The organism is Bacillus sp. P14.5 (assembly GCF_003316765.1).
GTDB lineage: Bacteria > Bacillota > Bacilli > Bacillales > Bacillaceae_B > Rossellomorea.
The window spans coordinates 162,462-186,110 of record NZ_NIJF01000073.1; the positions used below are offsets into that span (position 1 = coordinate 162,462).

Annotated in this window: 27 protein-coding genes and 1 pseudogene; 19 read left to right on the plus strand and 9 right to left on the minus strand. The window is 41.9% G+C overall.

Going from position 1 to position 23,649, the window contains the following annotated elements:
• Nucleotides 1–85: 85 nt before the first annotated feature.
• Nucleotides 86–475, minus strand: a complete 390-nt coding sequence (locus B9Z54_RS13445; RefSeq protein ID WP_240189916.1) for a hypothetical protein — start codon at nucleotides 473–475, stop codon at nucleotides 86–88.
• Nucleotides 476–1,081: 606 nt separating this feature from the next.
• Nucleotides 1,082–1,306 carry a hypothetical protein gene (locus B9Z54_RS13450; protein WP_113928889.1) on the minus strand — a complete coding sequence of 75 codons (225 nt, stop codon included), beginning with the start codon at nucleotides 1,304–1,306 and terminating at the stop codon, nucleotides 1,082–1,084.
• A 177-nt stretch (nucleotides 1,307–1,483) separates the two neighbouring features.
• Between B9Z54_RS13450 and B9Z54_RS13455 the strand changes: the two genes are divergently transcribed.
• Complete coding sequence (locus B9Z54_RS13455) at nucleotides 1,484–1,969, plus strand: ribonuclease FAU-1 family protein (RefSeq protein WP_240189917.1); 486 nt, start codon at nucleotides 1,484–1,486, stop codon at nucleotides 1,967–1,969.
• A 5-nt stretch (nucleotides 1,970–1,974) separates the two neighbouring features.
• A complete protein-coding gene (locus B9Z54_RS13460) occupies nucleotides 1,975–3,024 on the plus strand; it encodes an acyl-CoA dehydrogenase family protein (RefSeq protein WP_113928891.1) in 1,050 nt (349 codons plus the stop codon).
• A gap of 74 nt (nucleotides 3,025–3,098) precedes the next feature.
• On the opposite strand, the gene B9Z54_RS13465 is transcribed toward B9Z54_RS13460, so the two are convergent.
• Both B9Z54_RS13465 and B9Z54_RS13470 read right to left on the minus strand, forming a co-directional pair.
• Nucleotides 3,099–3,416, minus strand: coding sequence for an antA/AntB antirepressor family protein (locus tag B9Z54_RS13465; protein WP_240189918.1), 318 nt, complete (start codon nucleotides 3,414–3,416; stop codon nucleotides 3,099–3,101).
• A 794-nt stretch (nucleotides 3,417–4,210) separates the two neighbouring features.
• Nucleotides 4,211–4,882, minus strand: coding sequence for an HAD family hydrolase (locus tag B9Z54_RS13470; RefSeq protein WP_113928893.1), 672 nt, complete (start codon nucleotides 4,880–4,882; stop codon nucleotides 4,211–4,213).
• A gap of 204 nt (nucleotides 4,883–5,086) precedes the next feature.
• Between B9Z54_RS13470 and B9Z54_RS25735 the strand changes: the two are divergent.
• From B9Z54_RS25735 to B9Z54_RS13520, 10 genes and pseudogenes are all read left to right on the plus strand, one after another.
• Nucleotides 5,087–5,517 (plus strand): annotated as a pseudogene (locus B9Z54_RS25735) (DUF6526 family protein).
• Nucleotides 5,518–5,919: 402 nt separating this feature from the next.
• The gene (locus B9Z54_RS13485) at nucleotides 5,920–6,846 is read left to right on the plus strand and encodes an ABC transporter ATP-binding protein (protein WP_113928896.1); all 927 of its coding nucleotides are present in this window, start codon (nucleotides 5,920–5,922) and stop codon (nucleotides 6,844–6,846) included.
• Nucleotides 6,843–7,934, plus strand: coding sequence for an ABC transporter permease (locus B9Z54_RS13490; protein WP_113928897.1), 1,092 nt, complete (start codon nucleotides 6,843–6,845; stop codon nucleotides 7,932–7,934). The genes B9Z54_RS13485 and B9Z54_RS13490 overlap by 4 nt, the downstream gene beginning before the upstream one ends.
• A gap of 226 nt (nucleotides 7,935–8,160) precedes the next feature.
• Nucleotides 8,161–8,451, plus strand: a complete 291-nt coding sequence (locus B9Z54_RS13495; protein ID WP_113928898.1) for a hypothetical protein — start codon at nucleotides 8,161–8,163, stop codon at nucleotides 8,449–8,451.
• A gap of 323 nt (nucleotides 8,452–8,774) precedes the next feature.
• Nucleotides 8,775–8,981 carry a hypothetical protein gene (locus B9Z54_RS13500; protein ID WP_113928899.1) on the plus strand — a complete coding sequence of 69 codons (207 nt, stop codon included), beginning with the start codon at nucleotides 8,775–8,777 and terminating at the stop codon, nucleotides 8,979–8,981.
• A gap of 134 nt (nucleotides 8,982–9,115) precedes the next feature.
• Entirely contained in the window at nucleotides 9,116–9,292 is a 177-nt protein-coding gene (locus B9Z54_RS24865; RefSeq protein ID WP_162785210.1) for a hypothetical protein, read from the plus strand.
• Nucleotides 9,293–9,373: 81 nt separating this feature from the next.
• The gene (locus B9Z54_RS13505) at nucleotides 9,374–9,733 is read left to right on the plus strand and encodes a hypothetical protein (RefSeq protein ID WP_113928900.1); all 360 of its coding nucleotides are present in this window, start codon (nucleotides 9,374–9,376) and stop codon (nucleotides 9,731–9,733) included.
• Nucleotides 9,734–9,861: 128 nt separating this feature from the next.
• A complete protein-coding gene (locus B9Z54_RS13510; protein ID WP_113928901.1) occupies nucleotides 9,862–10,500 on the plus strand; it encodes a GNAT family N-acetyltransferase in 639 nt (212 codons plus the stop codon).
• Nucleotides 10,501–10,645: 145 nt separating this feature from the next.
• The gene (locus B9Z54_RS13515; RefSeq protein WP_113928902.1) at nucleotides 10,646–11,056 is read left to right on the plus strand and encodes a GNAT family N-acetyltransferase; all 411 of its coding nucleotides are present in this window, start codon (nucleotides 10,646–10,648) and stop codon (nucleotides 11,054–11,056) included.
• An 85-nt stretch (nucleotides 11,057–11,141) separates the two neighbouring features.
• Nucleotides 11,142–11,486 (plus strand): hypothetical protein, encoded by a 345-nt coding sequence (locus tag B9Z54_RS13520; protein WP_113928903.1) that lies wholly within the window; start codon nucleotides 11,142–11,144, stop codon nucleotides 11,484–11,486.
• Nucleotides 11,487–11,581: 95 nt separating this feature from the next.
• Here the strand turns inward: B9Z54_RS13520 and B9Z54_RS13525 are convergent, their stop codons facing one another.
• Nucleotides 11,582–12,652 (minus strand): acyltransferase family protein, encoded by a 1,071-nt coding sequence (locus B9Z54_RS13525; protein WP_205207714.1) that lies wholly within the window; start codon nucleotides 12,650–12,652, stop codon nucleotides 11,582–11,584.
• 744 nt (nucleotides 12,653–13,396) lie between these two features.
• Here B9Z54_RS13525 and B9Z54_RS13530 point away from each other — a divergent pair.
• From B9Z54_RS13530 to B9Z54_RS13555, 7 genes are all read left to right on the plus strand, one after another.
• Nucleotides 13,397–14,674 carry an ABC transporter substrate-binding protein gene (locus tag B9Z54_RS13530; protein WP_113928905.1) on the plus strand — a complete coding sequence of 426 codons (1,278 nt, stop codon included), beginning with the start codon at nucleotides 13,397–13,399 and terminating at the stop codon, nucleotides 14,672–14,674.
• A gap of 128 nt (nucleotides 14,675–14,802) precedes the next feature.
• Nucleotides 14,803–15,681 (plus strand): carbohydrate ABC transporter permease, encoded by an 879-nt coding sequence (locus B9Z54_RS13535; RefSeq protein ID WP_240189919.1) that lies wholly within the window; start codon nucleotides 14,803–14,805, stop codon nucleotides 15,679–15,681.
• A gap of 45 nt (nucleotides 15,682–15,726) precedes the next feature.
• The gene (locus B9Z54_RS13540) at nucleotides 15,727–16,524 is read left to right on the plus strand and encodes a carbohydrate ABC transporter permease (protein ID WP_481747795.1); all 798 of its coding nucleotides are present in this window, start codon (nucleotides 15,727–15,729) and stop codon (nucleotides 16,522–16,524) included.
• 79 nt (nucleotides 16,525–16,603) lie between these two features.
• Nucleotides 16,604–17,620 carry a LacI family DNA-binding transcriptional regulator gene (locus B9Z54_RS13545; protein ID WP_113928907.1) on the plus strand — a complete coding sequence of 339 codons (1,017 nt, stop codon included), beginning with the start codon at nucleotides 16,604–16,606 and terminating at the stop codon, nucleotides 17,618–17,620.
• 32 nt (nucleotides 17,621–17,652) lie between these two features.
• Complete coding sequence (locus B9Z54_RS26490) at nucleotides 17,653–18,477, plus strand: glycoside hydrolase family 1 protein (RefSeq protein ID WP_345840728.1); 825 nt, start codon at nucleotides 17,653–17,655, stop codon at nucleotides 18,475–18,477.
• Entirely contained in the window at nucleotides 18,471–18,998 is a 528-nt protein-coding gene (locus tag B9Z54_RS26495) for a family 1 glycosylhydrolase (protein ID WP_345840729.1), read from the plus strand. Before B9Z54_RS26490 ends, B9Z54_RS26495 begins: the two co-directional genes overlap by 7 nt.
• A 761-nt stretch (nucleotides 18,999–19,759) precedes the next feature.
• Nucleotides 19,760–20,206: a MarR family winged helix-turn-helix transcriptional regulator gene (locus tag B9Z54_RS13555; protein WP_113928908.1), complete on the plus strand. Its 447-nt coding sequence runs from the start codon at nucleotides 19,760–19,762 to the stop codon at nucleotides 20,204–20,206.
• A 236-nt stretch (nucleotides 20,207–20,442) separates the two neighbouring features.
• On the opposite strand, the gene B9Z54_RS13565 is transcribed toward B9Z54_RS13555, so the two are convergent.
• From B9Z54_RS13565 to B9Z54_RS24870, 4 genes are all read right to left on the minus strand, one after another.
• The gene (locus tag B9Z54_RS13565) at nucleotides 20,443–20,868 is read right to left on the minus strand and encodes an organic hydroperoxide resistance protein (RefSeq protein WP_113928910.1); all 426 of its coding nucleotides are present in this window, start codon (nucleotides 20,866–20,868) and stop codon (nucleotides 20,443–20,445) included.
• Nucleotides 20,869–21,099: 231 nt separating this feature from the next.
• Nucleotides 21,100–21,879 (minus strand): sulfotransferase family 2 domain-containing protein, encoded by a 780-nt coding sequence (locus B9Z54_RS13570; RefSeq protein ID WP_162785211.1) that lies wholly within the window; start codon nucleotides 21,877–21,879, stop codon nucleotides 21,100–21,102.
• Between the two features lie 150 nt (nucleotides 21,880–22,029).
• Nucleotides 22,030–23,274 carry a DUF418 domain-containing protein gene (locus tag B9Z54_RS13575; RefSeq protein ID WP_113928912.1) on the minus strand — a complete coding sequence of 415 codons (1,245 nt, stop codon included), beginning with the start codon at nucleotides 23,272–23,274 and terminating at the stop codon, nucleotides 22,030–22,032.
• A gap of 71 nt (nucleotides 23,275–23,345) precedes the next feature.
• Entirely contained in the window at nucleotides 23,346–23,513 is a 168-nt protein-coding gene (locus B9Z54_RS24870; RefSeq protein ID WP_162785212.1) for a hypothetical protein, read from the minus strand.
• Between the last annotated feature and the right edge of the window lie 136 nt (nucleotides 23,514–23,649).

Here is a 23,649-nt window from a genome sequence, read left to right on the forward strand (position 1 = left end):
CCCAGAGCAAATGTCTCTGGGGTTTTATTTTTATACTATTTTCTTGTTCCGTTAAGCACCCTTTAGTTGGAGACAGGGGATAGTGTTATTTAGAAAGGTGTTTGTATTCGACGACCTCTATTTTGAAATCGTGGTTACATTTCTGCTTATTAATTTTTCCGCTGTCACAGGAGGGAGACACTCTCACTGTAACTAAATCTTCTTTCGCATTACCGTTGTCGGAAGGAATATTAATCCTCACAGCAACATCATATGAATGATTATCATTGTAGGTTATTCCGACAATTTTTTGCGCTTTCCAGTAAAGAAGAGGTCCACCTTGGTATTCTTTTATTACTCTCTTATCAATAGTAGGCATAATGAGGTCCCTAACAATGTCTTCTGTTGTGACATACATATCTTCTGATTTTGGAGCTGACTCTGCTAAAATACTTTGCTGCGGGATTAAAACAGTTATTAGTCCAAATAAAATCAAGCATTGTTTAATTATATTAATTCACCTCGTTTTGAATTTTACAGTTACTATCCCCAAAACGAGCTTCTTTATCAAACTGAACTATCTTTTCCTTGTACAGAGGTACTTTACTTTTTTGTAATATAGTAACAATAGTAAAACCAATAAAATAATTATTAAAAAAGGTAAAAAGCCTAATAAAACTACGGGTAACAAGTTATCATTCATATTCGTATCCACGTTCAAAAAAATCACTGCCTTTTAATCTACTGAATAACCATCTTTGCCCACATATAATCTGACCTACACCATTCATATTCTTTGTGCATCTTATAATGTATATGTTCATCGGGTGGTATTTCAGGTGTTTGAGAACCCATTTTTCCTCTGCCGCCGAAGGACATTACTTTATGAAGTGGTAGTGTGCTCCAATCAACATTATAAATCCTGTTAATTTCAATAAAATCAACTTCAATTTTTGAGTTGAAATAAGAGATGAAGGCAATAACTAAAGCTATGAGAATTGCATCGCAAATTTCCTGGCGATTTTTTTGTTATTCCCTCTCAACCGAAAAGGCCCCTTCTTTTATCTTGGCTCAAACTGCCTTTCTTCGCTGCTTTCTTTCCTCACTCAGCTTCTGCCATACGCGCTTGATCCTGAGTCCATCGGTCGGCGTGCCGGCAAGGCCTCTTCTCCTGGGCCGCGTTTTCGGGAACATGCGGTCCAAGATACACATGGGCCCGGGTCTGTTTTGTGAACAAAACAGCTCCGAGGGCGTGTCCGATTTCATGAAGCAGGACGGCCAGAGGGACAAGGATCAGATAGACGATTAATATATTTACAAACAGCAAGCCATTTTGCTCCTTTCTCAAGCCAGAAATATAAATATTAGACTATTCCAACTAATTTGGTATAATTTTACCATAAAATGAACGGAATTTTTAAGGGAGTTGGAAGTCCTGAAGAGAAAATATGGAAATCGCCAAGGGTGGAAACGGATTTTGGAAAGGCAGTATGCCCAGTCCTTTTTGAAAACTGAGTCATTCAGAGGGGCAATCACCTTATTGCATACAATAAAGGTTGCTCACCCTTTGATGGTGGGGTACGGCGGCCAAAATCATTGCATTGTCGATGACGGGTATATGTGGCTGCATCAGTTCCCTGAGGGAAAGAACCATGTGGTGACGACGATGTTCAATGAAAAGGGTGAAGTCGTTCAGTGGTACATCGATATATGTGCAAAAAATCATTTTGAGGATGAGGTTCCCTGGATGGAGGATTTGTATCTGGACCTGATTGTGCTTCCGTCAGGCAGAGTGATTGAAAAAGATATGGATGAACTGGAAGAGGCGTTTTCACTGGGAAAGATTGATCAAAAGCTTTATGATTTAGCTTGGAAGGAACAAAAAGAGATTTTGCATTTAATTAAGATCGGGGAGTTCAAATTGTTTGAGTTAACCCCGGAGCATAAAGATATTCTTGTAAAAAAGCTAAATGAAGAAAGCTCGAGGTGATTTAGTTGAAGGAATTCACAGAACAAGAGATGGAGAGAATCCGCTCAAATGAGAAGGTGATGGAGTTGGAGGAAGTTTTTCCGGAAGAACTACTTGATATCATTTATGATAAGCGGTTGTTCAAGATATTTGTGCCTGAGAGGTTTGGCGGCCGGATGACCTCTCTTCCAGAAAGCGTTCGTATTTTTGAAGAGGCTTCTTCTATTAACGGCAGCTTTGGCTGGCTGGTGACGATAGGTTCCGGAGGCGGATTTTTTTCTGGGAATATGAAGGAGCAGGTCCTGGATGATATTTTTTTACCAAAGAAGGCAGTCATTGCAGGCAGCGGTGCTCCAACGGGAAAAGCGGTGAAGTGTGAAGGCGGATATCGTGTGACGGGTCAATGGAAGTACTGTTCAGGTGCTGAGTTTGCGACCACTTTTACCGCTAATGCTGCGATTGAAAATGGCGCTGCTGATGAACCGGAGATAACATCTTTTGCTTTTACAGAGAAACAGATAGAGATTTTAAAAGATTGGAATACCTTTGGGTTAAAGGCAACCGGAAGCCACTCAATCAAGGTGGAAAATGTGTTTGTTCCTGAAGAGCGGACGTTTTCCATCTTTGAAACGAATGGGGCTGTGGATGAGCCTGTTTTCAGCTACCCATTCATGCCTTTCGCCCAGGCTTCTTTTACAGCAGTTATGCTGGGCCTGGGATTGCGGGTCATGGAGGAAGCACAACATTACTATGCTTGTTTATCGGAAGGGTCTGCTAAAAAGCCGGTTCTGCGGAATGTGCTGGATGAACAGGTTGAAAGATTGGAAGTTTTAAGAAGAACTTTTTTTAGTACAATTGATGGTAACTGGGGTCTGCACATAGAAGGGGAATCGGGTCAGGGCCAGTATGATGAAGTGAGTGAGATTTGCGTGCATACTGCTCAGGGTGTAAGGGAGGCTGCTTTTGCATTGTATCCTTACCTGGGAATGTATGCTTCAGATCGGGACAAGCCTTTCAACCGGGTGTTCAGGGATTTGCTGACGGCCTCGCAGCATGAGTTGATAGGGCGATATTAATAAGACCTTGCTTCAACACTTAAAGCGCGAAGAGGGACTGTCCCTTTTCGCGCTTTAATTCGTTGAAGTATTTTTTATACTCTTTGTATATTGGTAATCTGAGTAATCGGCACCCCTTGCATAGGCAGCATTTCCTGCAGTTCCTCACCAACCACGGGGATGTAATCAGTGCCTTCCCGGAACCCGTAACGTTCTTTTATATAAATATCGAAATTGCATTTGACCTGCAGGGCGATGTCACCTTCGCGGTCGAAAGGCGGGGAGACAGTCTGAACGTCAAATTTGTTGCCGTTTTTGCTGAAACCATTTATGGTCTTGATTGCTTTAGGTTTGTAATTTTTAACGGCTTTGGGAGTGAAGGAAAAAGTCACCCAGCCAGTTGCACTAATCATGTAGAACACCTCGAAAAGTCTTATTTGTTAGGAAAGGTATTCTTGAAGTATAGCAGAAGATGGTGATGCGGGCATTTACTTGTATTGGAAGTGACCTGTACCTGCTTGCTTAGGGTGTTGGTAGGCTAAGAGGTCTCAAGGAGGCTTCTAGAGACCCGAGGATGATGGAAAATGCGGAGAAGAGGCGTCAAGGAAGCTTGTAGAGACCCGAGGATGATGGAAAATGCGAAGAAGAGGTTTCAAGGGAGGTTCTAGAGACCTGAGGATAATGGAAGATGCGGAGAAGAGGCGTCAAGGAAGCTTTTAAGGACCCAAGGATGATGAAAAATGCGGAGAAGAGGTCTCTAGGAAGCTTCTAGGGACCCAAGGATGGTGGAAAATGCGAAGAAGAGGTCTCAAGGAAGCTTCTAGAGACCCGAGGATGATGGAAATGCGAAGAAGAGGTGTCAAGGGAGCTTCTAGAGACCCGAGGAAGATGGAAAATGCGGAGAAGAGGTCTCTAGGGAGCTTCTAGGCACCCGAGGATGATGGAAAATGCGGAGAAGAGGTGTTAAGGGAGCTTTTAGAGACCCAAAGATATTGGAAAAGACAGTTATGAGGCCTCAAGGAAGCGTCTAGAGACCCAAGGACGATGGAAAATGCGGAGAAGAGGTCTCAAGGAAGCTTTTAGGGACCCAAAGGAATTGAAAATGACAGTGAAGAGGTCTCAAGGAAGCTTCTAGAGACCCCAAGTCCACAAAACAAAAATAGGTTCAATAGAAGGAGTGATGCTTTCTATTGAACCTATAGTTTTATCATGAAGCAAATATAGCCCACTTATTCTCCTCGGCAACTTTGACCATGCCTTCTTTAGGATTGACCAAAACCGGATTGCTTACATAGTGGAGCAGTGGAATATCGCTTTCGCTGTCTGCGTATGCCCAGATTTCTTTAGGTGGATTTTCTGTCAGGTGCTGCTGGTTCATCCATTCCTGTAATTTGGCTACTTTTACATCACCGTTGACTATTTGTCCGATTTCGCCGGTGCACTGGCCGTTGTGGTCGAACTGCAATTCTGTGCTGAGCACATGGACATTGGTTAGCTGGAGATGATTGATGAAAGCATTAAGGAATGGCTGAAGTGCGCCGGATAGGACAATGACCGTGTCTCCATTTTTCTGGTGATCATGGATTCTGCTGACAAGGGTGTGGTGAACTTCCTCTTTACCGTGGTTGACTAGTTCCTGGAAAAAGAGATCCAATTCTTCCGGAGTTTTGCCTTTGAATGTCTTGGCGAATGCCCTGAAAAAATCATGGCGGAATTTGTTCTTTCCTTTCAATAAGCCGCCGGCAGATGCTTTCGCTAATCCTGCCGCCACAATGGCCCATTGCTTTGCGGTGAATGTTTCTTTTCCGACTGAAAACATGGCCTTGAAGGAATTTCCCTGATAGAGCGTACCATCGAAGTCTACCGTGATAATTGCCAAAACCGAACACCTCGCTTTTTTAGTAAGTATAGGACAGTTGGGATGTTTTGTAAATGAACTGTAAGGACCAGTTGTATCATCTGCTGTAGTACTTTAAAGCGCGAAGAGGGACTGACCCTTTTCGTGCTTTAATGCAGTGACGCTTCTTTTTAATTGGAGGGATAATACCAGAAAAGCTATAATAAACTAAACAGACTGGGGGTAATGACAATTAAACAAGATTATAAGAATCATACACAGGCAGACCCGATATTTATAGGAGGTATCGGCCTGCTTTCGCTTATTGCGTTCATTTTATCCACTGTGTTCTTTTTCCAAAACGTGAGGGACCAGTGGCTGCTGAGTGTCATCGTAGTATTATTTGCACTGATTTTTTGTTTGTGACAGTAAGGCTGAGAGGGTATGCCTTGAAGCTTCAGGATCGGATCATTCGTGGAGAAGAGAACTTCCGGTATTATCGACTGACTGGGAATCTATTAGATTCAAGGCTCTCATTGAAGCAGGTGATAGCACTGCGTTTTGCGGATGACGCGGAGTACCCTGAACTAGTGGACCGTACCGTAGCGGAGGACCTTTCTCCAGGTGAGATTAAGAAAGCAGTCCAAAATTGGAAGGCCGATCACCATCGCGTATAATTAGAGGAAAGCAGCTTATGAGAGGCTGCTTTTTTCTTGACCTTTTGCAGTTATAAAAAGGAGAGACCGCTTTTTCTCAGGAATATTTGCCAGGCGGGGTAACCCGTGCGCTTCTGCTTTTTAAATAGGGGAACAAATTTCCCTTATTCACTTAAAAGACTCGAAAAAAGCTTAAATAAGAGAAGAAATTTCCCTTATTGCACTCAAATCACTAGAATAATAGGTACTATCCTTTAAGTAAGGGAAAAAACTTCCCTTATTTACCCTGAAATGAGAGTGAATCTGCAAATAGCGGAACAAACTTCCCTTATTTTCTCACCAGGCGACAGCACCATATTCTACAAAAATAGCGATCGAAAAAGCTTTATGAATAACTCAACTGCATTACTACGGAGGTTTGTTATGAATAATGAAGTAATGGTAGATGTCCAAAATCTTGTGAAACGCTACGGCTCCATGACGGCTGTAAATGAAGTGGCTTTTCAAGTGAATAAAGGAGAAATATTCGGCCTGCTTGGACCCAATGGGGCCGGGAAGACAACGACGATTGAAATGCTGGTCGGTCTTCGCAAGCCTGACGAAGGAACAGCGGTATTGGCAGGGTTCGATGTCCGAAAAGAAGTGAACAAGGTCAAAGAGGTGATTGGTGTCCAGCTTCAGTCCACCTCCTTATTCGAATTATTGAAGGTAGACGAAATTCTGCACTTATACGCCAGCTTTTATCCGAATAACGTCAACATCAACGAATTAATAGAGGATATGCTTCTGACTGAAAAGAGGAAGGACCGGATCAAAGGCCTTTCTGGCGGGCAAAAACAGCGTCTCGCAATTGCTCTGGCTCTGATTCATGATCCGGAAATCGTGTTTCTTGATGAACCGACGACCGGTCTCGATCCACAAGCGAGGAGAACTCTATGGGATATTGTACTGCATTTAAAGGAGCGGGGGAAAACAGTGATTCTTTCAACTCATTACATGGATGAAGCCCATGTGCTCTGCGACCGCATCGGCATCATGGATCAAGGAGAGTTGATCGCTCTCGATACACCAACTAACCTGGTGAAAAAATTGCAGTCGACCAGCACGGTGGAATTTCACTCCAGCAACCCTCCTGAAAAAGATTGGTTCATGGCGATGGAGGGAGTCGACGAGGTGTCCATCAAAGATACCTTTGTCCAGCTGTATACGGACGATCTGCAGCTGGCCTTGACCTCCCTGATTCATGCGTCCGAGCAGCATCAATTTAAATTTGAGGATCTTCAAACGCGCTTGGCGACTTTGGAAGATGTCTTTATCCATATGACAGGAAGGAGCATCAGAGAATCATGAGAGCATATTGGCAGTTAACATTGGCGCAGCTCCGTATTTTTGCACGAAATAAGCAGGTGCTGCTCTTCACGTTGCTTTTTCCCATCATCTTAATGCTGGCGCTGGGTTCGCTTGTTGGAAAAGAAAATTCTGTTTCTTTGTCCGCCGGGGTGGCAGATCTCGATCAAACCGCTGCATCCAAAGACTTAAAGGACCGATTTCACGAGAATGAGAGCGTTGAAACAGAAAGCTTCGAAACGGTAAAAGCAGGTAAAAAGGCTGTTGAGAACGGGGATATCCAGCTTCTTATTGAGATACCAGCAGGATATGGAGAGAATCTGAAGGGAGAGAATCCAGCCTTCTCGCTTCCGGTTTATTATAATGAAAAAAACCTCGAAAACGCCGAGCTCGGCCTCACGGTTATAAATGGAATTATTGATCAATACAGCAAAGACCTTGTGGATTATCAACCACTCGTGACCGTTGAAAAGGTAGGCATTGAGGCTTTGAATCTCCGTTACGTCGATTTCCTTGTGCCGGGGATTGTCGCGTTGATGATTTTGAACAACAATATGAATGGCGTTGCAGGCCAAATCTCAGCGTGGCGTGAGAGAGGGATTCTTCGCAGGATGCAGGGGACAAGGCTAAAAGCTTCGACTTTCATTGCGGCGCAAATCTCAGCCAGGCTGATGCTGAATGGGACGCAGGCACTGCTGGTCGTCCTCATCGCCAATCTCATCTTCGGCATAAATGTCGCAGGCTCCTGGCTCGCACTTATTTTCTTCATCGTACTCGGAACCCTGACCTTTATGTCACTTGGCTTCGTCATTGCCGGTTTGGCCAAAAACCCTGAAAGCGCAGGCCCGATTGCTGCATTTGTTACGTTTCCCCTATTGTTCCTGGGCGGAGTGTTTTTTCCAGTCAGTGACATGCCGGAAATCGTTCAGCCGGTTGTTAACATCCTTCCCATTGCCCATCTAAGCTCAGCTCTGCGGGAGACAATGAATCTGGGAACACCGTTTTTGGAGCTGGGGACGGAAACGCTGATTCTGGGCGTGTGGCTGGTCGGCGGATTTCTGCTTGCCAGTTATGTGTTTAAGTGGGAGTGACCATCAATATCCGATGGTACACCTGAATAGTGGAAAAACAGTGTAAAATAGCATAGCAGATAGCACCCTGAACGACGGCTTGGCAATAGATATTGTCGCCGTGCGATTTTGGGTGCTTTTTTACGGTAAGATTTTGTTCCAAGAAGATAAGGGTTTTGGTAATTTACATGGTAAAATATACTAACAATTATGAAAATTGAGTTCTCATTATCAGGAGGTAGTTATCATGAATGCTTATCTCACCTTTATAATTGCTATGGTGATTATTACGTTTGTTTCGCTTTTAATTTATAGCTTTGGAAGAAATAGATCAAAGAATTTTAATAAATACATACCATCAATCGCTTCTGCAATTAGTATCGCTGTGTTTTATTTGAAAATGACATTTATTTCGGAAGGTTATCAACCAATCTTAGATATAGTTGTCATTATCATAATGTCGGTTGTGTTAGGAGTTTCTTTATTACTGGCAGTTATTATGGATCTATTAAACATCAGAGATAAAAACCAAATTTAAAAAACAGTGCCAGTTGAGTTCTTCGTCCAATTAACTTTTATTGAATATCTTTAGTAAGGAAATCCGGAGGTGAGCTTTAAGGTGAACTTAGGACCTATTGGTTTATCTTTGTTAGGATTAGTTCCATATATGCTCCTCTTAACTGCGATCCTATTTTTTATCTGCTTTATCTGGAAAAGAAGCGATAAGTTAGCTTCAATCAGGGAAATAAACAGGATTTTCGAAACTTAAGTAAATGAGTATCGTCTAATTATTAACGTAATTACCCAGGACCGGACTTAATTGCTTGGTTTTCGTCAAAAGGTAAAAAGGGGGAATAATCAGTGAAGGAATTTCGTGAGAGTTTGAAATACGCTGGAATCATCTTAGGGGTATCGATGCTGATTTTTTTAGCAGCGGGTTATGCAGATGGCTCATACAATTGGAACACCTTCTACATATTTTTTATGGGAGCTGTTTTTGGTAACTGTGTCGGATTGATGAGAAATAAACAGAATTTTAGCGGAACCTTAAAACGAAATTTAAAATAGAGAATGGAAATACAGCTATCTCTGTAGTTCCGTTATAAGAAGCGTTTGCGGAACAAACTGCCGTGTATGGTTCAAGAAGGGGGAGGTTAGTATATACCTCTATTTCAGTTGCGAGAAGCAAAGGAGGAAAGATTTTGACAAGAAATAAAATGATGATAATTGCTGTATTTTCAATAGGCTGCATATTACTTCTTGCTTTTAAAGCCATAAGCAACCAGGATTATTCCTACTTAACTGGAGTGGTTAGCATACTTGTTATCTTCTTTTTCAAGAAGAGAGAGTACGGTCGGAGTAAAGAACGATTTGATTAAAGAGAGCGTTTAAAACAGCCGATCCTTGTTCAAGTAAAGGAAGGTTAATGCAAAAAATAGTGTAATTCTCTTAGGGGGGAATTGTTTTATAATGCTAAAACACATAGAACGCTTTTATTATTTTTACTTGTGTTTGCTATCTGGGCATTATTTTTAAATAGAGATTATCCACATATGTATTATTTTCTTATACCTTATTTTATATTTGTTCTTACAGCTAATTTTAGTCAATTTAAGTTATTGATTGAAAAAGATACTTTGTCTTTTCAAATGATAATATTTGAGTTGAACGTTTACAGAAAAGAGATTAAGTCTAATCAAATTGCTGTTATGAAATTCAAGCGTGTTGGCTGGGGCAGGAAATGCGTAGTAGCACAAACGAAAAAAGGGCTTAATTTAAGGCTTGTTAATTTCTATCCAGAAAAAATTTTCATGACTTAATTGATTTTGCTAATGAACACGATATATCCGTATTTAAAACCAGGGATTATTTGATTGATGCACCTAAAGCTTGTCAATACTATAATTAATTAGATTAAGTGAAATGGGAAGGGAAAGGGGGATTGGATATGAAAATTAATATAAGAAATGAAAGTCCACAAGATTACAGAGTAGTTGAAGAAATTGCTAGAGAAGCCTTTTGGAATTTATATTTTCCTGGATGTCATGAACATTTTGTTATACACAAAATGAGAGCACATGAAGATTTCATTAAAGAACTTTCCTTTGTGATTGAAGTTGAAGGTAATATTGTAGGTGGCATATTTTATACTCATTCGAAGGTAGTATCCGAGGATAATAAAGAATATAAAACAGTTAGTTTTGGACCAGTATTTATTTCTCCTGAATACCATAGGAAAGGACTCGGAAGAAATTTAATTACTCATTCTATTCAAGCGGCAAAAGAAATGGGATATCGCGCTATTATCACACTAGGGTACCCGTATCATTATGAGCCATATGGATTTATAGGGGGTAAAAATTACAACATATCCATGCCTGATAAAAAATTTTATAAAGGATTGTTGGTATTACCACTTTACGAAGGGGCGTTGGATTGTATATCTGGTTATGTGAGGTTTTCTGATGTCTTAGAAGTTAACGATGATGAAGTGAATGAGTTTGATAAATCGTTTCCTCCAAAAGAAAAGAAGTTTCAGGAGAGCCAAACTGAATTTGAAAAAGCAGCATCCATGCTTGATGATTAATAAAAAGACTTAAAATAATGATGTCACTAAAAATAACCTATGGTTAATACTTTGAAACTGAGTCTTCAAGAATTGGGGGCGTTTGTCCAATACGGGCAATCGCTTCTTCTCTAAAAGATTAGGTTATTTAAGTAGGGGGGGCTTTGTGGAAGTAGTAAAATCAATGGAAATTCACCATAATATGTGGAACCTCTTATCATTTGCTACCTCAGAAAAAAACATTAACCAAGAATATAATTCGTATATAAAATTGCCAACCAAAAAACTTTATAGCTATTTTCTTGGCGATGAGAGTGTGGGTTGTATTGGCATTGAATTATTTAGTCAAAGGCGGTGTGAGATAAAACATATTGCAGTATCGCCAAAACATAGAAACAAAAGCGTAGGAAGTAAAATGATTAACTTCATATTAGATAAATATTCGTTCGCTACTGTGTTGGCTGAAACCGATAGTGATGCTGTGAATTTCTATAAGAATTATGGCTTTAAAATAACAAGTTTAGGAGAAAAGTATCCTGGAGTTGAACGTTTTCAGTGTACTTTTATAAATGATTAAACAATTCTTACTTAAAATCAACAACGGTGCCCCCGATACGTAAAGACTCGATTTCAAGATATTTTAAGGAAATCATTAAGTTAAGTTGAAACAAATCTGGCTGGGTTCGTGGAAACTATTTGATGATAACAGGAAAGAGGGAGTGCTGGTTACTGCTGATTATCCTCCAGAATCAGAAAATGAAGGGGTTAGTTGGGGAGCATCAGGAGCGAATGGTAAAGTGGCTTATTATTTTGGAATGATTTCCAACCCCAATGTAGAAAAAATTATAATTGAGACTCCGGATAAAGAATATACCAAGATCCCTTTTATCCATTTGAATGAAAGACGTTTTTTTCTCCTAAAGACTGAAGGAAGTATTTTTCATTATGATTTCAAAGCCTTATCGGAAAACGGAGAAATCATTGCACCTAGAACACCTAAGCATTAAAAACTTAATAAAAGATGACGTAATAACAGCACTTTTAATAAAAAAAGCTTGGGGTCTCCCAAGCTTTTTTAATGTGTTCACATTACCGGAACTACTTAGGAGACCCCTCGTTCCTTTTTAAATAATGACGGCGGCAATGGAGCCCGATGCTTTTTCCCTCTTAGTCCAAAGAGAATTCTAAGGAATGGGAGGGTGCGGATCACAAAATGATAGATGAAAGCAATGATGAGAAATGAAACCACTGTCAGAAAGAAAAATTTCAATGAAATAGGCAAGCTCCAATCTTTGATTAAGAAACCTATTATAACGATAACGGGCTGATGCAGAATATAAAAAGGCAAGGAGGCTTCACTGGTATAGCGGAGAAGCTTGTTGGTAAAAAACAAGTACTTGTCAGCCAAGTGACAGAAGGACAGAATCAAGTTCAAGCTGCCGATTACAGCCAAAGTGGTGAATAGGATAAACTCCATCGATCCTCTTTCAGGGTAATCCAGCATGAACCAGAGAGCAGAGGTGATTGTTGCGAACAGCCCAAGCAGCAGATGCACAGGAAATGTCCTTTTTAATAGAGAAAGCAATTGGTCACTGCTGAAAAGATAGTAGCCCGCAAGAAACAGCACCAGGTAAACGAGCAGATCCCATCCGCCCAGGTGGACGGTTTCAACAAAGGCAGCCACTGCGATCATGGCGATGTGCAAAAGGATTAAATGAAGGGGTGTAACATTTTTAATAGACTTAGATTTTTTGAATAAGTGCATTGTTACTAATGAAAAGAGAATCAGGGCAAGCAGGTACCATAGATGCAGGCCGACGAATGCGAAGTTTCCGGTGCCACCGATTTCTAAATAAAGTCCCTTGTAAGTCTGGGGGAGGAAATCCAGGAACGACCCTGTGAACTGATTGTTATCTACACGTTCAATATAAACTTGAGGTGGAGACAGGATCAATACCCCGAATATCAGTGGAATCCCGAGACGAAGCAGCCTCTCTTTCATATAGGTTCCCATGCTTCTTTTTTGCAGGGAGTTGTGGGAGCTGATACCGGAAATCATAAAGAAAATTGGCATGATCCAGGTGCCGATCAAGAGGGAGAACGCCAGAATTACAGAGGTATCCAATTCATTATTTTTCACATGCCAATCAAAAGGGTTAAAAACATCGAGCAATGATATAAAAAACAAGCAGAGTTGCTATGACCTTCATCCAATCCAGATCGTATCTCCTTGGGTCCCGCAGTTTTTCCATAATGAAATCTCCTTTGAACTAATCTATCCAATTCCATTCTATTCGGCGGGCTGGAGAGATTTTCCTTCTGAGTATCAAATCGGAAACCTATTTCTCCTGAACGAAGCAGCCGCACCTTCACACAAACTTTGCTGAAATTCACGCTCTTCAGTCTCGGATCCAAATTTTTTTGTCGGAGCTAAAATAGCTGCTGGCGCTGTTTTTATGATCTATGTTATTGAAAATATTGTTATACATATCTGAGTTCTTTTACTATAGATTACAAGCTTTCTATTCATTTTAATTGTATTGAAGATGTTCTTGCTTTTATCCGCGTTGATTGGAGTGGAAGACGTTCGACCTCCTGCGGGACTAGCGGGAGGCTCACCGGCCGCCCCGCGGAGTCGGGCGTCTGGAACGGAAATCATTTATAAACAAGAATGTTCTTTAACACAGGCTTTTTATTTAAATTAGTTTATTATTTAAAACACTCACGAAACCGGTTTACTAAAATACCAAGGATAATTTAAAAAAACCTATTGAAAACGGATACAAAGATGTTATAATCGTCATTAGAAGCAGAATCAATTGATTTTTTTTACTCATTTACGAAACCGGTTTCGTAAATGTTTCCAGATGAATTGGTTGAGACTATGGAGAGAATGTTAAATGGAGGGGTAGATGGAATGAAATTTAAAAAGAGTTTGCTTGCTGTTATGTTACTGGGTTTAAGCGCATTTCTTTTTGCTTGCGGTGGAGAAGAATCTTCCGGCGGCGAAGATGGGGATAAAGTGACACTGGATTTTTGGTTGTTCGGAGCAACGAACTATGAGGCGTTAGCAGAGGAATATGAAAAAGAAAATCCTGATGTGAAAATCAATATTAAGACTTCGGAATTAGGAGATCACCATAATAGTTTGTTTACGGCCATTTCTTCTGGTACAGGAGCTCCTGATCTAGCGATGATCGAAGTTGATCAGTTAGACCGTTACCGTGAAGCGCAGGATCGTTTTGTGAACTTATATGATTTAGGTGCTGAAGATATTAAAGGTGAATATTTGGACTGGAAATGGAGAGGTGCTGAGAACGGCGATGGAGACTTCCTATTTGGCCTTCCGACAGACATCGGTCCAAAAGCAATGTACTACCATACAGAGGTTTTTGAAGAGGCTGGCCTGCCGACAGATCCTGATGAAGTGAGCGAGTTGATCTCAACTCCTGAAGCTTTCAAAGAGGCAGCCAAAAAAGTTCTTGATGCAACTGACAAGCCGATGGTAGACAGCATGGAAATGGCATTCCGCGCTAACATGGATGCTCTTGAAGTGAGTTATTTCAACCGTGATGGCGAGCTGTTGATTGAAGAGAAGGATAATGGCGTTAAAGAAGCATATGACTTTGCCGTTGAATTGGATCAAGAAGGGTACGTTGGAAACTTCGAAATGTGGACACCTGAATGGGCGAATGCATTGAATATAGGCGGATTTGCTGTAGAAATGGCACCGGCTTGGTTAAAAGGCTACATGACAGAAAACGCTCCTGAAGGGGAAGGAAAGTGGCGCGTGACAACATTGCCTACTCAATTTGCCGGCAACTGGGGAGGTTCTTATATCTCCATTCCTTCAGAAACCAAGCATAGTGAAGAAGCTTATGAGTTTGCCCAATGGCTTCTTTCTTCAGAGAACCAAATGCAATCTTTTGTTGAAAATGGCCTGTTCCCATCCGCACCTGACGTGTATGAGATGGAAGAGTTTAAAAACAATTCAGATGCTTATTTTGGCGGAGAAAATACAGCCAAATACTTTGCAGAAGCAGCTAAAGAGATTCCTGAAGTATACAAAGGACCTAAATATGTAACTGTAAATAATGAAGTTCTAACAGCACTCCGGAATGTCCTAGAAGGCGGAGATCCTGAAAAGGAATGGGATGCTGCTGTCAAACGTATCAAAGATTTGCTGAAACGTTAATGCTAACCGGGCTGGATGGAGGTTTCCATCTGGCCCTCATTTCTTAAGGAGGTAGTCAGGTTGGAAAATACACATAAGCAAGCAAGGACCTCTGCTAAAGTCAGTAAATTATCCGAAAAGAAAAAGATATGATCTCTGGCTATTTATATGTTGCGCCCTTCTTCATCATTTTTGGCATCATTGGACTTTATCCCGCGATTTTCAGTATCGTGCTTGCTTTTCAAAAATGGAACGGTTTAGGGGAGATGGAATTTGTAGGATTGAGCAACTTTGCAATCGTCCTGCAGGATCCCCTGTTTTGGAAGTCTCTTTATAACACCATCATCATCGGTTTGATGGGTACAGCCCCGCAATTGATTGTAGGGATCATTCTGGCTTACTTCTTGAATATGGCTGTCATCCGGTTCACAAATTTCTTCAGGGTGACCATCTTCATGCCGTATATCACATCCATGGTTGCAGTGGCTTTAGTGTTTGGTGTGTTTTTCAGTGGAGATGAGAGTGCTCTGGCAAACTACGTTATCGGATTATTCGGTGTGGATCCAGTGAGCTGGAAAACGTCCGAGTGGGGAGCGAAAATCGCCATCTCATTGATGGTCTTCTGGCGCTGGGTCGGATACAACACCATCATTTATCTGGCTGGCCTTCAAAGTATCCCGAAGGATTTATATGAGGCTGCCACAATTGATGGAGCCAGCAAATTTCAGCAATTTACTCACATCACCATCCCTTTGCTGAAGCCGTTCATTGTGTTGACTGTCTTTATGTCCACAGTGGGAGCTCTTCAGTTGTTTGCGGAACCAACCGTTTTCTTGGGAGCTTCGGCATTCAGCCGTGATGAGGCGATGACCGTCGTGATGTATTTATATCGTGATGCCTTCAATTTAGGGTCATTCGGAACAGCTTCTGCAACGGCAGTATTGTTATTGATTATCATTATAGCGGCCGCTGCTTTGAATACATGGCTGACTTCAGGTGCAGGCAGCAAGAAGAAGAGAGGTGTATAAGAGATGGGACAACAGCGGAAAAAACCATTTAACTTAGGAACGTTTATGATTTATGCAGTTCTGAGCCTTGCTTCTCTGTTCTCTCTATTTCCGTTTTATTGGATGTTTGTCATGGCGACGCGTCCAAGTGCGGCTTATAATTCGATTCCTCCGACAATCCTTCCCGGTGGAATGCTTGTTGAAAACTTCCAAAAAGTTTTGGATACGATTCCTTTCTTCAATGCGATGTGGAATACGGTCCTCTTATGTACGACCGTCACAGTGGCTGTTTTATTCATCAGTTCGCTTGCTGGTTTTGCTTTTGCGAAATTCAATTTTCCGGGCAAAAACTTTTTATTCATCTGTATTCTGCTGACAATGGTCATTCCTCCTCAGCTGGGATTGATTCCACAGTACTATTTGATTTCCCAATTAGGATGGCTGGATACGCTGCTCGGGGCAGGAGTATTGTTCTTGCTCAATCCGCTTGGAATCTTTCTGATGCGCCAGTACATCACTCAATCTGTACCGGATGAACTGATGGAGGCGGCCAAGCTGGATGGCTGTTCGAACTTCCGTATTTATTGGAGTATCGTACTTCCAATCGTCAAACCAGCCTTTGCTACTTTGGGAATCATCGTGTTCACACTCGTGTGGGGCGAATTCTTATGGCAGTTCACGGTGCTTCGCGACCCCGCATCTTATACTTTGCAGGTAGCACTCGCATCCCTGAATAATGCGTTCCGAGTCGATTTCGGTATGCTTTTATCAGGTGTATTCTGGGCCACCGTTCCATTGATCGTCATCTTCCTGTTTTTCAATAAATGGTTTATTTCCAGTATTACGGAAGGTTCGATCAAGTAAAACGGTGCCACTCCCTCTAATTGTTGGTACAATTATACTAATAAGATATCGGACAATGCTTAAGGAGCTGTAACACACAATGAACCTGACCATAAGAGATATTGCCAAGATGGCTGGTGTATCACCTGCCACTGTATCCAAGATTATGAACAATTATGGAGGAATCAGCGAGGCTACCAGACAAAAAGTTTACAAAATTATAGAAGACACAAAGTATCAACCGACCTTTTCTGCAAAATCCCTGGCTACTAAAAAATCGAATCTGATTGGCTTGATTTACGCCGGTAAGATCAATGTTGATTTTACCCATCCTTTTTTCAATGAAGTAATCAATTCTTTTAAAAAGGCTGTAGGTGCTTTAGGGTACGATATTCTGTTGTTTTCAAACGAAAAGATTTATAAGGGCGAGAGCAAATACCTGGAAAGATGCAGGCATTTTCATGTAGACGGCTGCCTGATCATCGCAGGGGATGAAATAGAAGAAGAAGTGGAAGAGATTGCGAAAAGTGATATTCCTTGTATCGGGATCGACTTGAAGATAGACGGACCCCGCTCCAGCTATATCATGACAGATAATACGAAAATCGGATTAAAAGTGGTGGAGCATCTTTATTTGAATCAGACAAGGAAGGTTGCCTATATCGGCGGAAAAACTGATTCACTCATTGCAAGTATCCGAAACGAAGGATTCATGGAAGGGATGTCACAGTTTGGCCTGCCCATCCTCGAAGAGTGGATCCGGTACGGAGACTTTTTTGAAGAAAGCGGCTACCGCTCAATGAAAGAAATTCTGAAGGCCGATGAGCTGCCGGAAGCCGTATTTGCGGCGTCTGACATGATGGCTTTAGGTGCTTTGAAAGCGATAAAAGAGGAGGGGCTGTCTGTTCCGCATGATATCCAGCTCATTGGCTGTGATGATATCGAATCATGCCGTTACAGTGACCCGCCGCTTACAACCGTAAAACAAGACAAACAAAAATTAGGGAAATTGGCTGCCTACATGCTTAAGGATCTTATACAGGATAATCAGGACATCCAACCCGTAAAAGTAGACCCTGAGCTTGTCATCCGGGCATCTAGTGTAGAGAGAATATAGCCACTCCCATTACAACACTGGAGGTAACGAATATGACTACAACAATACAATTTCCAGAAACTTTGAAATGGGGAGCTGCAACAGCTTCATACCAAATTGAAGGTGCTGCTTTTGAAGACGGAAGAACACCATCGATTTGGGATGTGTTTTCCCATGCGCCGGGAAATGTTAAAAACGGCGACCATGGAGACGAGGCGTGTGACAGTTACCATCGATATAAAGAAGATGTAGGGCATCTGAAAGACTTAGGTGTCGACCTATATAGATTCTCCATATCGTGGTCCAGGGTGATTCCCGGTGGGACTGGCGAATTGAATCCGAAAGGTGTTGCCTACTACCGGAACCTGATTGACGAGCTGCTGAAGAACGGAATTGAACCGATGATCACCCTTTACCACTGGGATCTGCCTCAAGTTTTACAAGAACAAGGAGGCTGGGAAAACCGTTCGACGACGGATGCCTTCCATGAGTATGCAGTCGCGATGTTCAAGGAATTCGGCGATAAAGTGAAGAAGTGGATCACCATCAATGAGCCGTGGTGTGCCTCGTTTCTATCAAACTACTTAGGCATACACGCACCTGGCAAGACAGACTTGCAGGCTGCGGTCGATGTGTCTCATCACCTGCTCCTTGGACACGGTAAAGCGGTTGCGTCCTTCCGGGATCTTGTGCCCAATGGGGAAATCGGTTATGCGCCGAATCTGGGGTGGCTGGAGCCTTATACCCAGAACGAAGCGGATAAAAAAGCGTGCCAGCGCGGCTTAATGTGGCAGAAGGAGTGGTTCATGGATCCTGTTTTTAAAGGGTCATATCCTGATGAGTTGATTGGGATTTTTGAAAAAATAACGCTGTGCTGAAGATAGAAGAGGGCGACCTTGATATCATTTCCCAGCCAATCGATTTCATGGGACTCAATTATTATACAGGCGGTCTCGGACGTTACAAAGAAGACGGCGGCCTGTTTCAAGTAGAAGAAGTGCCGCTGGATGAGCGCCGGACAGATATCGGCTGGCCGATTTACGGTGAAGGATTTTACAAAATGTTAACGGATCTTCATGAAACCTATGGAGAGGTGCCGATCTACATTACGGAAAATGGGGCGTGCTATAACCACGAAGTAGTGAATGGCAGAGTGGCTGATCAAGAGCGAATCGATTATTTGAAGCAGCACCTGACTGCCTTGCATCGTGCTATTGGCGCCGGCGTTCCTATTAAGGGATACATTGTATGGTCCCTGCTTGATAACTTTGAATGGGCAGAAGGATACGAGAAGAGATTCGGGATTATCCATGTTAACTTCAGAACGTTTGAACGGACGCGAAAAGACAGCTATTACTGGTACAGGCAGACTGTAACGAATAAGTGGTTTGAGCGTTGATTTTTTCATAGATCCTTATATTAGCCCAATATTTCTGTTAGAAAAAACGACTCTTTTTCAGATGGAGAGTCGTTTTTTTATTGTGTTTATGGCGTGGGGGTCACCACCTGGAGGGTGGTACTCACTGGAACAGACTTAGTCCCTCATGGTCAAATAGCAGACTTGAACTCATTTAGAGGGTGGTAGATAATTATTTCCATTATTTGAAGAAAAGCAGCCTTTTTTACCTTTTTGAATCTAATAAAGGAATATTATTCCTCTATTTAAAGTGAAGAAGAACATGACTTTCAATTTCGCCTTTAAATAGAGGGAAAAATTCCCCTTATTTCATAAATATCACTGAAAATCGCTTAAATAGAGGGAGAATTTCCCCTTATTAGACTCAAATCACTAGAAAATAGGGTTTTTTTCTGAAATAAGGGGAAAAACTCCCCTTATTTACCCTCTAAATGAGTTAGAGTTTGCATTTAACGGGAAAAATTCCCCTTATTTCTCCTGCTAGTTGCTCACTCAGGAACATGACTTTCAATTCCGCTTTTTTCTAAAAGGTTGTTGTGTATCACCTCCATCGGGAGCGGCGGACAATCCAGCTTCAGCCACCCATTGGAATGGATTTAATCACACGGGTTATTCCCCTTGTAGGGGCGGCCCAGGGCGCATACGCTTTTGAAACGTCCCTCTTTAAAGCACCAAAACAATTTATTTTCGAGGACTGAAGGGGTATAGTAATAGAAGAATCTTTATTAAAGAGTTGGTGTACGATGGAAAATGAATTTGAACAGTTGAAGCTGGAGAACCAGATCTGCTTTTTGCTTTATGCTGCTTCAAGGGAAATGACGAAGCAGTATAAAACGCTTCTAGAGGACCTGGATGTGACGTATCCTCAATATTTAGTGCTGCTGCTGTTATGGGAGCATGAGAGCCTGACGGTAAAAGGAATGGGAGAGAAATTATTTCTGGATTCCGGAACACTCACCCCGATGCTGAAACGGATGGAGGAGCAGGGGCTTCTTGTCAGGGAGCGATCGATTGAAGATCAGCGCTCCGTTTGGGTGGCGCTGACTTCCAAGGGACTAGGGCTTAAGCAAAAAGCTGCGGGTATCCCCGAGCGCATATTATCACTTGCCGGCAATACGGATGAAGAGAACAAAGTATTGCAATCCTCGCTTCTGCGGCTGTTGAATAACCTTAATCAAACGTTTGATTAAGAACAAAAGCGCAAGCGCCTCGATCAGGCCCGACAGGCAAATGTTCCAAAGAGAAAAAAAGGTGGTCTTCCCTTTTATTCTCTTTGGGTGATTTGATCCCGAGGGGCTAGGCGCAGTAGCTGGACGTAGATAAGATAGGTAAAAGTTGTCTACAGAGATGAATTTTATCATTTCATAAGCAAGAAAAAAGCGCACGATCCTGGTCAAAGGATCGTGCACTTTTTAATTTCTTCAGCTTATTCTACAACTTCCAACTCAACGTCGATGTTGCCTCTTGTTGCTTTGGAGTAAGGGCAGAAGTCGTGTGCTTTGTGGACAAGGTCCTCTAACGTATCACGGTCGACGCCAGTACCTTTGACCTGTAATTTCACTGCCAGTTTATAGCCGTTGTCTTCTTCGTCTTTTAATAAGCTAACGTTGGCTGTTACCTCTGAATCGAAGGATACTTTGGCTTTCTTGGCAATCAGTTGAAGAGCACCGTCAAAGCACGCTGCATAGCCGGATGCAAATAGCTGTTCAGGGTTGGTTGCTTCCGGAAGTTCTTTCTTCCTTGGTGTTCCCGGCATTGCTAATTGCAGATTGATGTTTCCCTCTGACGATTCTACACGGCCTTCTCTTCCACCGACAGCTGAAACGGATGTAGTAAATAATGCTTCTGACATTATGCATCTCTCCTTTAGTTTTTTAATGTGTAAATTAAGTTGTGCACAATTTAATTTTACACAATTTAATTTTATAATCAATTATTTGGATTGAGTGACTCTCACCCTATGTACATATAGTTAACACTGCGCGAAAAATTAAACCTGCATTTGCATATCGGGAAAATGGAAAAGGGTTCTTTAATAAAGTAAAGCACTAAAAGGGACAGTCCCTCTTAGTGCTTTACTGTTTTAAAAGTTTTCAAGTGAATAGCCATACGTTTTAAAGTCATCCGTAAATAATTCTTGTACCAAATTTTTAGTTTCTTCATCATAAAAATGGCGGTAGTCCGGGAGCGACATGTTTCGCAAGGATTGCTTTGACAGTTTCACATCGGCGAATGATTGATTGATGCCGGCGGATATTTTATCAGCATTGTGGTGATGGGATTTGGTGATCTCTTCAAGCGGAGATGCCAAAAGCCCATATGATTTTTCTATGGCAGCCATCTCTGATGCGAAATTTTCCAAGCGTATATATTTTGTGACGTATGCTTCTTCATTCTGTACATATTGCTTTGAGATATGAGTATCTATTCTGCCGTGTTCATTATTTTTCACTTTATATAAAAACTCTTTAAAGGAGATACTGCCGTTTACAGCTTCCGGAGCCACACTGTTCATTGCCTCATCAAAGGAAAAGGCAAATAGAAAGGAACTTACTGCTCTTGTATAGGGGTTTCGAACCAGTTTGTAAACCTCTTTGTCTTTGGTGTCATGAAGCGTGAGAATCGCGTTTCGCATATAATCATTCTGCTTTTGAAAAACTTCCATTCTATATGTGTGAACCCATGGATCATAGTCCAAGGCTTCATTAAGGATTCCAAGTTGGAAATAAAACCATTTAATCAGCGAGGTGCATCCGCTCTTTGGCGACCAGAAAAACATTACTGGGAATTCCTTTGAATATAGCGGGGGAGCGGAAGTGAATATGAAAGTATGCAATTGTTGTAGTTTGGGTGTCATTGACATCATTCTTTCCTCCTTCTCTATTATTAAATGCAAACAAGCCCTGTTTTGGTTGGGTTTTTCTGCAAGTTAACGGAATATTCTTGTTGGAGCGGGGACGCTTTACAGCAAAAAAAGCGGACTCCCGCCGGGGGAAGCCGCTTTTTCTTGTTTTTATAGAATTCCTCTAGTATCAACTGCTTCTGGTGACGGGTCTTTCTTTTTCATGGATTGAAATTTTCCGTATGTGAAGGATCTCCACAGCCACTCCAGTGGACCGAATTGGAACTTTTTAAGCCAGAAGAAGCTGAAAATAATCTGGGCGGCGAATATCGCGAGTGCGATCAGGGTGCCGGCCCACAGGCTGACTTCTTCGTATAGGTCGAACCCTACGAAGATCAGGACGCAGATGATCGATTGTGACAGGTAATTTGTCAGCGCCATCTGTCCAGCAAATCCAAGCGGACGCAATCGTTTCTGCCATTGATCTTTCCTTAGAAGCAGTGCCAAAGCCGAGATATAGAAGAAACATAGAGTCACTCCGCTCAAGCTTGTAAACAATTGAACGTACGTAAAATTTTTAACTCCCTCGCCGAGGATCTCCAGTTTATAAAGCGCCAGCAGTGTGACCAACGGGATGCTGATTAAAAAGGTGATATTCCTGATTTTGCGGATCAGCCCCAAATGCGGTGTGTCCGGTTTGAAAATGCCTGCTTTTCCTGCCGCTAAGCCGAACAGGAACATGGCCAGCACAGGGATCATCGCTGGAATGGCATTGAAAATGAGAGGAACAAGTTCAGCTCCAAGCCGGTAGGAAATCAGTTCTCCGTAACTCGCAGTCGTATAAGCGTCGACATATCCATCATATTGGTCATCGTATGCGGAGATGTTCATCTCTTGGAACTCCTCCAGCAGTCCGCTTGGCAGTAATAGTGTCAGACTGTACAAAACATTAATCACTAGCAGCAGGCTGAACGCCCAGATGATCATCGTCTTAATCTTTCTTTTATAGAAAGCTAAGAGCAGCAGCCCGGTTAGTGCATAGGTGTGCAGGATATCCCCGAACCACAGAAAAATTAGGTGAGCGGCTCCGTATAGGAACAAACCCAGTATCCTGCGGAGATATAGCGGTGTTACCTTCAGCCCTTTTTGCTCAGCGCGGCTCATGAAAATATAGAAGCCAAGCCCAAACAGAAACGAAAATATCGTGAAGAACTTCATGTCGATGAATAACGCGAAAAACATATCAATCCAATAATCCACGCCTGAAAACTCTGCTTCTACAGCATTAATAGATCTCAAGAAATCAGCAGAGTGAAAAGCAGGCATATTCACCAGGAAAATTCCGAATAGAGCAAACCCCCTGATGATATCAATCGTAACAATACGATCCTTCCCCAATACAGGTGACGAATTCATGATCTCTTCTCCTTTACTTTTAGATAGGATGAAAGCTGGAGTTTATGTGAAAATTCACATAAACCCATCCTTCATTTTTCTGCGTATTCAGGAATGAATGCCATCCCTGAAACCAACAGGAGTCCTCCTGCTATTCTTGTGATGCGGACTTGGCTGAATTCAGGAAAGAAAACGACCGAACTGACCAGAATGAGAGCGCCAATGAGAAAGAGGGTGATGCCTATGTATTTTTTAATCATGCAAGATCCTCCGTAAATGAATATAGTGAAATTATCTCTTTATTCTCATATTTTGGCAATGAGTTTTTAAAAAATAATAAAATGGTATTTTGGAAGGCTGCAGATGTTCATCCTAATTTAAAGTTACTCTGAGTAT

Coding starts and splice junctions, on each gene's coding strand:
- B9Z54_RS13540 (WP_481747795.1), top strand. CDS start 15,727: ATGATTTATGCAGTTCTGAGCCTTGCTTCTCTGTTCTCTCTATTTCCG.
- B9Z54_RS13495 (WP_113928898.1), top strand. CDS start 8,161: ATGAATGCTTATCTCACCTTTATAATTGCTATGGTGATTATTACGTTT.
- B9Z54_RS13555 (WP_113928908.1), top strand. CDS start 19,760: ATGGAAAATGAATTTGAACAGTTGAAGCTGGAGAACCAGATCTGCTTT.
- B9Z54_RS13575 (WP_113928912.1), bottom strand. CDS start 23,274: ATGAATTCGTCACCTGTATTGGGGAAGGATCGTATTGTTACGATTGAT.
- B9Z54_RS13545 (WP_113928907.1), top strand. CDS start 16,604: ATGAACCTGACCATAAGAGATATTGCCAAGATGGCTGGTGTATCACCT.
- B9Z54_RS13535 (WP_240189919.1), top strand. CDS start 14,803: ATGATCTCTGGCTATTTATATGTTGCGCCCTTCTTCATCATTTTTGGC.
- B9Z54_RS26490 (WP_345840728.1), top strand. CDS start 17,653: ATGACTACAACAATACAATTTCCAGAAACTTTGAAATGGGGAGCTGCA.
- B9Z54_RS24870 (WP_162785212.1), bottom strand. CDS start 23,513: ATGATTAAAAAATACATAGGCATCACCCTCTTTCTCATTGGCGCTCTC.
- B9Z54_RS13490 (WP_113928897.1), top strand. CDS start 6,843: ATGAGAGCATATTGGCAGTTAACATTGGCGCAGCTCCGTATTTTTGCA.
- B9Z54_RS13510 (WP_113928901.1), top strand. CDS start 9,862: ATGAAAATTAATATAAGAAATGAAAGTCCACAAGATTACAGAGTAGTT.
- B9Z54_RS13565 (WP_113928910.1), bottom strand. CDS start 20,868: ATGTCAGAAGCATTATTTACTACATCCGTTTCAGCTGTCGGTGGAAGA.
- B9Z54_RS13530 (WP_113928905.1), top strand. CDS start 13,397: ATGAAATTTAAAAAGAGTTTGCTTGCTGTTATGTTACTGGGTTTAAGC.
- B9Z54_RS13570 (WP_162785211.1), bottom strand. CDS start 21,879: ATGTCAATGACACCCAAACTACAACAATTGCATACTTTCATATTCACT.
- B9Z54_RS13465 (WP_240189918.1), bottom strand. CDS start 3,416: ATGATTAGTGCAACTGGCTGGGTGACTTTTTCCTTCACTCCCAAAGCC.
- B9Z54_RS13485 (WP_113928896.1), top strand. CDS start 5,920: ATGAATAATGAAGTAATGGTAGATGTCCAAAATCTTGTGAAACGCTAC.